The organism is Parabacteroides sp. CH2-D42-20 (assembly GCF_003670185.1).
Taxonomy (GTDB): Bacteria; Bacteroidota; Bacteroidia; order Bacteroidales; family Tannerellaceae; genus Parabacteroides; species Parabacteroides distasonis.
On record NZ_RAYG01000002.1, the window covers coordinates 287,227 to 299,776 of the forward strand.

General features: G+C 42.5%; 7 protein-coding genes. All 7 read right to left on the reverse strand.

Annotated elements, in window-relative coordinates:
• Positions 1-2 precede the first annotated feature (2 nt).
• The gene (locus tag D7V92_RS02880) at positions 3-803 is read right to left on the reverse strand and encodes an undecaprenyl-diphosphate phosphatase (RefSeq protein ID WP_005867094.1); all 801 of its coding nucleotides are present in this window, start codon (positions 801-803) and stop codon (positions 3-5) included.
• A complete protein-coding gene (locus tag D7V92_RS02885; protein ID WP_005853907.1) occupies positions 800-1,039 on the reverse strand; it encodes a DUF3098 domain-containing protein in 240 nt (79 codons plus the stop codon). The genes D7V92_RS02880 and D7V92_RS02885 overlap by 4 nt, the downstream gene beginning before the upstream one ends.
• A gap of 27 nt (positions 1,040-1,066) precedes the next feature.
• Positions 1,067-1,945 carry an ABC transporter permease gene (locus D7V92_RS02890; RefSeq protein ID WP_121772227.1) on the reverse strand — a complete coding sequence of 293 codons (879 nt, stop codon included), beginning with the start codon at positions 1,943-1,945 and terminating at the stop codon, positions 1,067-1,069.
• A 167-nt stretch (positions 1,946-2,112) separates the two neighbouring features.
• Entirely contained in the window at positions 2,113-2,346 is a 234-nt protein-coding gene (locus D7V92_RS02895) for a PIN domain-containing protein (RefSeq protein ID WP_229045791.1), read from the reverse strand.
• 70 nt (positions 2,347-2,416) lie between these two features.
• Positions 2,417-2,569: a hypothetical protein gene (locus tag D7V92_RS22155; protein ID WP_008773777.1), complete on the reverse strand. Its 153-nt coding sequence runs from the start codon at positions 2,567-2,569 to the stop codon at positions 2,417-2,419.
• Between the two features lie 177 nt (positions 2,570-2,746).
• Positions 2,747-8,092: an Ig-like domain-containing protein gene (locus D7V92_RS02900; protein ID WP_121772228.1), complete on the reverse strand. Its 5,346-nt coding sequence runs from the start codon at positions 8,090-8,092 to the stop codon at positions 2,747-2,749.
• Positions 8,093-8,112: 20 nt separating this feature from the next.
• Positions 8,113-11,763, reverse strand: coding sequence for a DUF1565 domain-containing protein (locus D7V92_RS02905; RefSeq protein WP_233572777.1), 3,651 nt, complete (start codon positions 11,761-11,763; stop codon positions 8,113-8,115).
• Positions 11,764-12,550 lie beyond the last annotated feature (787 nt).

Consider the following 12,550-nt stretch of genomic DNA (forward strand, 5'->3'; position numbering starts at 1 on the left):
CTTTATTTCAGTAATGTACAAGCAATTGTCACCAATCCCGCGATCGCGCAATAGATAGCGAAATAAATCAGTTTCCCCTTTTTCACGATGTTGATCATCCATTTACAGGCCACGCAACCGGAAACAAAAGCGGCCACGAAACCTACCGCTAATGATAACGCGGGAATGCTCCCGGCCACATCTTCACCTTTCACCATCTTCATCACATCCAACAACGCCTCTCCCAAGATCGGAGGTATTACCATCAAGAAAGAAAACTGGGCCAGTTTCGCCTTATTATTTCCCAATAACAAACCGGTAGCGATCGTTGATCCGGAACGTGACAAACCCGGCATCACGGCGCAAGCCTGAGCCAGACCGATAATAAAAGCGTCTTTCATCGAGATCGACTCTTTCTGGCGTGGTTTGGCATAATACGAAAATGCCAGCAAAGCCGCCGTCAATAGCAGCATACAACCAACGACCAATAAACCCGATCCAAAGATTTGTTCTACCGTATCTTTAAAGAATACCCCAACGATCCCGATCGGAATCATGGAAATCAAGATATTGATCACATACTTCGTCTCCGCGTTCATCTGAAATTTAAACAAACCACGGAATATCCAATCGATTTCCTTCCATAAAACCACTAACGTACTGAATACGGTCGCCACATGCACGACGATCGTAAACGCGAGATTCTCCTCTCCCTCTATACCAAACAAAGCGGAACCAATCGCTAAATGACCGCTACTGCTCACCGGCAGATATTCGGTCAATCCCTGTACAATACCCAGTATCAAGGCCTCAAACCAACTCATTCTGTTACTTCTTTATCTTTGCTATTCTTCAAGATTCCAAAAATCATCATCACGAAACCAATAACCGTAACCACCGGAGCTACCACGATACGGCGGGCGCTGAATATATCGGGATTGAACGTATTATCCCCGGAACCTCCACCACTCATCAATATGAAACCAAGCACGATGCAGGCAACCGCTACCGCAATCAGTATAAAATTCTCTTTTCCGAAAGCAAAATCTCTTTTAGCCATCTTTCTCAACTCTTTATTATTCGTACATTAAATATAATACAACTTATCGCCCCCCATCCGCAAATATTTATTCACGGCAAAAATGGTCGCGATCACGGACAAGACAATACCTAAAGCAAACACTGCCACATAAACCAATAATAATGTTTGCATATCCAATATCTGGATAAAACCTTTCAATTCATTTTGCAAATAATATAACGCTCCGGTTAGCATCAATATTGCCAAGATAGAGGCGAAAATGCCACTTACTATGTTATATTTCACAAAAGGCCTACGTATAAAGCCGGAAGTAGCCCCCACTAGCTTCATCGTATGAATTAAGAATCGTTTGGAATAAATCAACAGGCGGATCGTATTACTGATCAACACGAACGAGATAATCATCAGTACCGCAGCCAAGGTTAGCAAGATCAAGCCCAACCGCTTCATATTATTATGGACCATCTCCATCATATCCTTTCGGTAAAGCAGCTCCGAGACCGACGTATAGTTTCTAATCTTCTTCTCTATCACTTGGAGGCTATCGGGGTTGGCGTACTCCGAATGCAGTTTCACCTCAATCGAGGCCTGTAAAGGGTTAAAGCCTAAGAAGGTTTCCGGATTCTCGCCCAGTTCTTCTTCCAACTCTTTCGCGGCTTGCTCTTTCGATATATACTCGGTTGATTTTATAAAAGGAAGAGCATCCAAGCTCTTCTGCATTTTCTTTACCTCAGTTTCTTTTTGGTTATCTTTCAGCACGATGGAGAAAGATAAGTTCTCTTTCACATAAACGGAGAGTTTATTACCCAACATCCCTATCAATAGAATGAGTCCTAGCAAGAATAGTACCAAGGAGATACTAATAACAGACGTAAGCCGGGAGTTAAAGAAAGAAACAGAACTAACTTTTTTATTTTCAGCCATCAGACTCTCACTTATTAACGTTAAATAAATTAAGGAGATGCGTACAGAGAACACACCTCCCAATTTTCTTGCAAAAGAACGAATAAAATAAGTAAGCCGAAAGGGTTTTAGAATATTTAACCTCTACAACTCTAACAAAGGCTATTCGTACATATACAATATATAGATTATTTCTGATTGAATACCAAGTCCAACCCTTGACTTCTATAGAATCCGAAACGGGTATCACTTGAAATAAGCGGTAGATGTTCCGTTATGGCATGCGCAATAATTACGTGGTCTGAGGGATCTTTGTGTCCCTGCGCCTCATTGATCTCCATATGCGCATACGTTTGCATATGTTCTTTTTTCAATGGCAATATTTTCACATGTTTCCGGTTCTTGGATAATAGCTGCGACATCTTTACTTAAGCATTCCACATCCGTAGATAAATAAACGAAAATATTGGTATCTATAAGATATCTCATGCCTTACAATAAGAATTGAGGATCATTTACAATCAAAGATCCTTTAAGCCTCATTGCTGCTTCCCATGTCTTACTTACCTTTCTTTTTCCAGTCTTCGCCACAGTTGTTTTAGTTTTGGCATTTTCTTCCTTTTTCTTTTCTTCATTTTTTTCCATAAGGCTTTCTGTTTTAATTTTCTATGATACAAAGATAACGTTTTATTTAATTATATCAGAACAAAAACAGATAAAGTAAAGCTTATAGGATAAAAAAGAAGACCGCCGGAACTGAGTATTCCTAGCGGCCTTCCCCAACATTAAAGACTCAAGGGTTAGTTTCTTAAAATAAGGTTGTTAGCGAACGTTTACTTTCACTGTTATACGCTTGCCATTCTCGTTGATCTCTATCAGATAGATTCCTGTCGATACCGGGATGCGGGTAGTTCCGATAATTGAGTCGCCATACAGGCTAACTCCAGTCACCGCTATGATACGGATCGAGATTGGACGGGCCGGATGAACGGTTATCGCACCTCGCTCGCAATAGATTTGATGATCGTTGATGATTTGCTCGATACCTACCGTGCCGGAGACAGTTACCACACAAGACGCCGTCTTGTTGCCGTCATCGGTAGCCACGGTAATCTTGCAGGTACCGATCTTCAGCGCGGTAACGACACCATCCGCGTCAACAGTAGCCACCGTCTCGTCGCTGCTGCTCCAAGAGACAGTTTTCATCGTAGCGTTATTAGGGGTAACTTTCGCTTGCAAGGCAAAAGATTCACCTACGGCCAATGCCTTGGACGTGATATTCAAAGAAACTCCCGTAACAGCCACATCTGTTCCCGGAGGTGTAGAAACCGGCTTGAACTCTGCCATAATAGCCAAGGACTTATCGACTTCAATCTCTACAGGCGAAGTCGTATACTTCTCTTCGCCTATTTGAATAACGGCCAATTCATAATCCGGATTGGCTTCCGCCTCAATGATTAGCTTAGTCGCTTTCGCCACAGCGGTTCCACTCGTTATCTCGGTCTTCTCACCCTCACCCTTCAACATATAGACTTTCAAAGAACCATTTTCCGGTTGAGCGAACGTGACAACTAACGCATCCGAACTTTTCACCGTAACCTCCGCTTCCGTAGTCGCATCCTCATAATTCGGATCATACGACGTGAAGATCACTTCCTTTTTCTGGCTATTGCCGGGTTTCAATATAGCTGACGCATCAGCCCATTCAAATTTACCGGATATGGTAGTCCCATCGGCACCTTTCGCAACACCACCGGATAATAGGGATTCCGACAAGGACTGACCTTCCGTGATCGTAGATGCGGTAGGAGCCACTACCTTTACGACCTTCGCTTTCTTTATCACTAATTTCTTGGTTGCCTCGAAAGATCGCCAGTTCTCATCCCCGGTACGTGTTACAGTCACAAGATAAGTACCTGCGTTCAATGGGGTAGCAACCGATCCATCCGTATTTGAATATTTAATATTTACATCTGTCGGATAACTACCGCTCAAAATGTCTTTCAATTCCACAAGCCTTACGGAACCATTATAAACAAACTCCAAATCTGAAGGATTCGCCGTTATTTTAGGTTTATCCACAAAATTCGGGGTGTATGTCGCATCAGCCGCCAAAGTAACCGTTATCTCTGGTTTCTTTCTATCGGCGCTTGAGACATTATCACTCCAAGAATCAAAACGCTGATTCTCGCTAGGAGCTACCGCTCGCAACTTTAAAACCGTATTCTCCGGAACTTCCGAATAATCGCTAATAACCAAGCCCCCATTCGTAACCTCCGTATTTGAGGTACTTAAAGAAAACGTTTTTACTTCACCAACCGGCATTGAATAATCTACCGATTCATAATTACTCTTGTCAAGTGGGGTAAAGCGCAGAATATTTACCTGATCCTTTGTCGGGCTTCCAGTCACGTTCGCACGAAGCGCCGATTTTTGTGTAGAAGGATTCCATTCCACATCCTCGAAGTCTTGAGTAAGTTTAGCATCAACCTTTTCATAATTATCCCCTCCTATAGTCGGTACTTCCAGCAATGCCATACCAGCCTTCTTGATAATCAGCTCGGCAGTTACATCCACGGCTTTAAATAAATCATCCTCGCCACGGGTAATCCGAACTTTATAAGTTCCGGCCGATTTAGGATTCTCTGTCATTTCTACCCCACTCCGGGAATATGCGACCTTAAAGTCCAAACCGGAATAGCCCGTAATCTTAACCTCGAAATTCCGGTATTGCTTATTATAGACTACCGTTTGCGTCGTCTTATCAATCAGCGAGGCCAAATCTTTCTTCTCCACATAATTAGCGGTAACAACCATAGGGCCGGAAACGGTGAATACATCTCCATCCTTGATCTCGGAAGAGTTCACCATCATATTCATAAAACGATATCCCGTTTCCGTCTCAACAGAAGCGGTCAATTGAGTCATATAAGGAACCTTAGAACCGGAAGCCACCTCTTTACCGGCCTTATCTTTCAATACGACTTTACCCGCATTAGGGATATTCAACGCCGAGGTTATTTGATATTTCACCAATTGGAAACTTGCGCTCACCGTAACATCTCCGGTCCCAACCATAAATGAGCCATCAGCCTCATTATAATTCGCGCCTTCCACTTTCACGGATGCCAGCTCATAGCCATAATCCGCATTTCCTATCACCTTCACTTTCACACCTTCAGAGATAGCCTCACCGGGAGTAACAGGCGCCTTCGTATCCACCTCGATCAGATTAACGCTACCATTCTTCAACTCCCCAACCTTGACCAAATGTTTATCCGGTTCTTTTTGCAGGAAATCGGCCGATATATCAGCGGCTTGTGTCAAAGTATAAGAACCGTTATTCACCAAAGCCCCGTTCACCTTCACGGACTGAACCATATAGCCCGCATCCGGAGTCGCCGTGATAGTCAATAAGGTCCCCTGTAAAAATTCAGCACCATTCTTCACCTCCACGCCATTCGCGAAGACCTTCAAGGAACCATTCATCGGATTCGTAAACGTCACGCCATAAACGATCGAATCGAAACGGGCTACGATATCCAAGTTCGCATTCGCTTGCAACTCCCGTGTAGCCGATGTATTCCCATCACTCCAACCGGCAAACCGGTAATTCTTATCCGCGACGGCTGTCGCTTTCAAAACCGAGCCTCTCGCGTATTTATCATTTGCGGTACGCCCCTCCAAGATGACAGTACCGAAATTACCGGCGGTAACATTCATAGAATAAACAGGAATTACGTTCAAGGTTATAAACGTATCTTTAGCCGCATAGAGAACAGGATCATTCGGTTCGAATATCAAGTCGTACTTTTTCTTATCCGGAGAAGCGATCTCGTTCGGAGTTTTCCAGATAAATGATCCGGAAGAAGTTCCATCGATCAAGGTACACGCCGATAAAGCCTGTCCTTCCTCAATACGACCCGGAGTAGGTAACACCAAACTCTCCACCTCTTTCTTGCTCTCCACCACTAACGTAACCGTATCAGAGAGGCTACGGTATGTCAAGTCCTCCGCACGGCTCAAACGGGCCCTATAAGAACCCACAGCCAGCGTGGAAGGCAATGTCGTAACCCAAGCCTTACCGCTCAATTGATATTCGATCTTGATATCCTCCACAGCACTTGTTACCGTGACCGGCTTGATGGAGCCGACCGTCTGGACAAGGTTGTTAGCCACGAACCTCACCGTATCCTTGGAGACGAACGCAAAGGTATAGCTATCGCCACTCGTCAGACTCGGGGTCGTGTACGTGTAAGAGGTATTTCCATTGGCATACGTTCCCTTGATCTTCGAGATATCCACGTCCGAAGAGCCTTGCTTAATAGCCCCTAGCCTATAGTTGGCATTCGATACGATCGAGAAAATGACGGGCTTACCGTAAGCGATCTCACCACCGCTCATGATGTCCTTGTTATCCATCTTGGCGGTAACCGTGCCCTGTCCACCATCGACAGCGTAAGCCAAGGTATTGGCATTACGGATCGTAAACGTTTTAGAGGAATCCTCTAACGCGGCATACTCCATGATCTCCGGACTAAATAAGACGATCTTATAAGTTCCGACTATCTGCGGTAACGTGGAAGTCTCCGAACCATCGGCCGCACGATATCGAACCGCTTGTCCCGCTATTTCCGGCGTAAACTTAATAACCGGCAAATTCTTCCCGGCCACGATCTCATCTTTTGTCGCCGAAGAACCTGTTACATTCACAGCAATCGTTTTCTTTGCGGCGAAACCTACCGATAAGGTCGTAGAGGCGGTTAACGAGGCGGTCGTATAGGTATAAGAGATGGTGTTATCCTTATTAAGCGCACCTTTTGGCAAGGCTGATACCGCGGTTCCATTCACAACAATCTTATTCAATAGAAATCCGGGGTTAGCGATAATTGTAAATACGGCAGGTTGCCCGTTAATGATCTCGCTACCGCTTGCCATGTCCGTAGAGCCCATCTTGGCGGTAACCGTACCTTGTCCGGCCGTTTCCACGTTATAATTTAATACATTCGCTTTAGATACCGTGAACTTCATGTTCTCATCCTTCAAGGCGGCATATTCCGCGGTCTCGGGACTGGTCGCGACGATCGTGTAAACACCATCCGCCGCAGGAAGTTTATCGGATAAAGCTCCGGAAGCGTTCTTATATTGAACCTTCTGCCCCGCTATCGTATTGGGGGTAAATGTAATAACCGGAAGATTCTTACCAGCCAAAACCTCATCCTTCGTGGCAGATAATGGATTGGCTGTTACAGATACGGTTTTCTTCGCGGCAAATCGCACGTCAATAACCGTAGAAGCGGTCAACGCCGATGTCGTATAATCTGCGTAGGAAGTCTCATTCGTAAAAGAATTAAAAGTTCCTTTCGGCAAAGTCACCTCATTATTATCTACGGTAAGTCTGCTCAACACATAACCGGGCTTGGAGGTAATCTTCAATACGGCTGGCTTATTATAAACGATCTCATCACCACTGGCGATAATGGAGCCATCCATAGAAGCGGTTACAGATCCTTGCGCCTCCTCAAACGAGTAAGAAAGCGTATGGGGCGGTTGTACCTTGAATAGAATCTCCTTGTTTATGGCGGCTTGCGTATCAGTCTCCGACTTGGTTACGACAACATAATAAAGTCCAGCCTTTTCGGGTAACTCATCCGTCAAAGCAGCAGAGCCATCCTCCCTGTATTGTACTTTATACCCCGTAATAACCGGGTCAAAAGTAACCTTGGGCAAATTCACCTTCGCCCTTATCTCATCCAAGGTGGCATACTCAGGAGAGATCGTGACTGTCACCTGCTCTTTTGCCTTGAACACCGCCTTGATTTCCGTACTACCGGTTAAAGCGGTGGAAGTATAGGAATAGGTGGTCGTATTATCATTTTGAAAAGTACCGCTCGGCAACGTGCCAATAGTAGCCGTATTCATCGTTATATCCGACAGGACATATCCGGGCTTCGCCGTGATCGTGAAAACGGGTTTACTATTATATGCCACCTTGGAACCTGTGGCTACCGTACTGATTAAGGTTCCTTGATCAGTATTCGCCGAGCTATAATTCAATGTCACCTTGAACGTCGGAAGATCCGGGGCGGAACGTAAATCTGAATCTTGCGCATGTACCTGTGCCATCGCGATGACAGCAAGGAATATCGCTAATATACTCTTTTTCATGTTTATCTTTGTTTTAATCGTTATTTAACCCTTACTAATTGACCGTTCACGGCATAGATGCCCGAAGAAACCATGATCCGCTGTCCGTCCGTAACCTCGCCACGATAAGCGACCTTGCCATTCATTCCGATGATCACCACGTCCATAGGCTCCGGCGTGTGGATCACGATAGCGCCACGATCGGTAGTCACGTAATAACCATCTACCGGCTCGATCGTCTGGTTACCCGTAACCACGCCATCGCCGATACGTAAAGAGCGAAGCGTACTCAATGTCTTGGCGTCTGTCAAGACAAAGCTTTGGAAAGGCTTGATCTCCGGGTTTGCCTCTTGCTCGAAAGAGGTTCCATCCGCTGTCAATATATAAGCGGATTGTTTCAAGGTAATCGTAAATGTATTCGGATTCGAGCACATCAAGAAAGTACCTGTTTCAGTTGGAGCGGCAAGTTCTTCCAAGGTCTTGAATTCAAAAGCTCCTTCGGAAGAGATCGTATAGGCATCGCCATTAGCCGCCCATAATCCGGCTGCGCCAAAGTTGTCGGTCTTCACCTCAAATATAGGAGTCTTATTATTCTTCAGATCCGCAAACCAAATACCATTATCAGCTTCTTGAGCGCTTGGTGCTGATACGGATGCACCTTTCGAGTCTTTTACTTCCAGAGACGTAAACGGTACACCTAGCGCTTTCCAGTTATTACCGGATAATTTTGGAGCGAAACGAAGTACCTTAGCGGTTACCTTTTGGTTGACATCCGTAAGCGCAGATCGCAATTGGGCACCTTCTTCCATTGTAACGGTATCTAAAACCATTGGAGTAGAGAGGGTCAGAGTCGCTCCATCCAATACATTCACCTTCCTTTCCGAATAAGGAGTGGCCCACGTAGTATCATTTTTTATTTCAATAGCTACCGCATAATCTTTTATAGAAAAAGACTCCTCACCTTGGTTTAGCCAATAAACCCTTTTATAAGGATTGGCGATAGCATACGTTTTAGCCGCACTTTCCTTTGCCACCAAACAACCGTCCTTACAATCAAAAATCACACTATCCGGAATAACATAAGGTTCCCAAATGGCAGGCGTTGTACCTTGATCAGAGGGAACAGTAGGGGCTTTAAAGAAGGTATATTCCGCCGCATTTAAAGCATCAAGCGTTTCTGCTATAGTCGTATCAGGAATCATTATTATATCTCCCGCATAGGCAATGCCTTCATGGTAATATGTATCCTCACTCAATTCTCCAAAATCGATCGATGTTACGACAGAGACCGCTGCATTCCTAAATGAACCATCAGGTTTATTAATAATCACACAAGGCTTCCCGTTTTGGTCTTGAAATTGCACATCAGTGCCTTCCACCATGATTACATTATTATATTCATCAGGATTCATACCATAACCCACTATAGTTGGATTCTTTATGTTATCAGTAGTTGAGACAATTGTTTTTCCTTTCAATATAATCTTATTATCACAAGGAGTAGGAGTAAAACTACCATTTATTTTAATCGGAGTCATTGCCATTGTCTCTTGTTCATCAAACTTATTCCCGATATAAGAATCTTCAATCACAATCTCGTTATTGGAAGCTCCCACTGTAGAATTATTTGTTGATATCGCTATAGCCGCAAAACTATCGGAAACACCCTTATTTTTTGTCTTACCAGTTAAGGTACTCCCTCCCGAAACATGAACGTTCATATCTGAGGTCTCATACAAATAGAGAGCACCATATCCTACGATGTTCGATTTATTCTTTATTGTCAATTTTTGATCGCCGGCGTTATTAGCATAAATACAATAATGGTTATTTAGCAAGATTGTCGTACTATCTACCGTCACTGGCGTTTTTTTATGGTGAATATATACACCAAATTGATTCGAACCGTTCACCTGTCCCTCAATCTTTGTATTAACAAGAGAGACATCCGTCAGTTCTCCATCAATAACAACTCCAGATTGTGCGTTAGCCGCCAAATTTATTGTAGTATTTTCAACACGTACAGTCCCCTTTGCCGTTGCTCCCAGAAGAATCGCATTTTGTAATGCTTCCGCTGGATTTGAGTTCTTACGATCACCATAGCCTTGTGTATTATTATTCATAATACAATTATCTATCAACAAATCCGCATTACCGGTTACCTCTATAATTGGAGTACATTTTCCAGAGGTAACTTTCGTTGGCGTATAATCGATACTCAATCCTTTTATTTTAACATCGGTAGCAGTATTATTGGCAGAGCCATTAACCAAGATCGCACCTTCTATAATTGTTTTATCTTTACCCGCACCTATAAGTCCTTGAGATCTATCCAATGTCAATGTCTGAGGTAAAGTATAAGTACCTATTGGTAGAATAATATTATCATTCTCAAAAGCCGAGGTCAAGCAACTCTTAAATGCCGTCGTATCCAATGCCATACGAACCGTATCACCTTGTGCCGAACGAATTACAATGGCTTCACAGATTTCATTACCCGACGCATCTACCGTCCTAAACTTTACTGATTGATCAGCCAATACTCTATTTAAGTAATTAGAATCATCAGAAATGAAAGCCGAATTATTATCTTGGCGCATCAAGCTAACTATAGTATTACCTCTCAATTCTACATAGCAATTATTTGCATGAGAATCTTCAATATATGTATTCTCCGCAAAACTTATGGGAGTCATCGGAGATATAGTTTGATCTTTAACGGAAGTCTGTATTTCCGAATCCGTAATCACATATCGCACATTCATCGTCGCTTGTATAGGCAATGTAGAGAAACCATTACTAGGGCCTGTCATCTCACTATAACCTACTAACTTCGAAGAAGAGACATTAACCACAGAGTTATCACATACCGCATTAGCATAAATAGCACACCAACCTTTAATAAGTGATTCATCTTTTATATTTATAGTCTGATTCGGGCCTAAGATATATATTGGATAATAAAATTTACCTAATTCTATCGTCGATTTACTTATATCTACGTTCATACCGTCACAATGCACATCAATACCAAATATGCCTGATCGTGGATATTCATTAACTGTAATCGAGGAATGATCAATCGTCAATTGGCTTACCGCACCATTGCAGGAAATACCACTTTGATTATCCGCTGCCATCATAATCGAAGAATTAATCAAATGAATCTCTCCACCCAGAGCCGTGGAATCAGATTGGATAGAGATACCCATCTTTTTATATACACCTTCACCATAACCAACGTACCATCCTTTTGCGTTATTAATCAAAGCACATCCTCTTAACGATAAAACCGCACTTTGATCCTTCATTAAAATCAGAGGTACAGGTTTCGTGGGGCTACTATAAACTTTTGCCTCATTCGTCAACTGAACATTTTGGAAAGAAACGTTCTTTTGCGTACCCGCTGAAATAACGAGATACCCTTTGAGAACTGATTTATCTTTTCCTTCTCCAACAATAGTTAACGCTTTAGGGATTGTTGATGAAACTGGAAAAGTTCCCTCTGCCAAATGAATGGTAGCCCCATCCGTGGCTTTTTCAATCGCTTTCGCAATTGTAGCCAGAGGAGTGTCCGAACCACCTACAGCATCATCAGAACCACTAGAGCTGACATACAAATCCGTCTGCCCCCACCCTACACTTGTCGCCACCATAAACAAGGCGAACAAGAAAAGTAATCTTCTTTTCATACGATTAATTTTTTAAGTTATTAATATTCAATTATTTAAAAACATTTACCCTATATTACAAATTCTGTAGTAATCGACCCTTCAGTTTTCTCACAATCATCATTTACAGGTGGTTAAGCAGAATCATCGGTTACAAAACGACTAGTCTAAACGATCATTTTATTCTGGCGTTTTATTGAATTCAACGCATAAGCGTCCATATTTACGTTTATGCGTTGATAATCAATTTTTAAAAGTTTCTCTGGATTTTGTTTTATTCAAAAATATAGCCTATCTTTAACGCCTAGAATAAACGATCGTTTAGACTAGGCGTTTTTATCTATTACAGAATACTTATAGATCAAATATTTTTACGTAAACAAAATTTTCTACCATAAAAACTTTATATCATCACAAGCTATAAGATTCTCTTCTTAAAGCATGTGGAATAGCATGACTAACCAAATATCAGACTGCAACTATACATAATGGAGATAAAAGGAATTCTACAATATTGATTTTATGAAAACATCTGCAATATCTACCACTACGCCATGTATGCTTTATAAATCAAAGCATTACATATAGGTTGTAGATAGCCTGACATCTACAATTATCATTCAACATCTACCACTTATACTTGACATTGATACTTTTTCTTTGCATTGGATAAAAATACGTGTTATTTTTAAAAGACATTGATGGGCAAAGCGATAGGGTTAATAAGAGTTTGTCTTATGCTGATATAGGTAGACACATTCAATAACAATAAAATGTGTAATTATTATGCGCAAAAAACATGAGCATT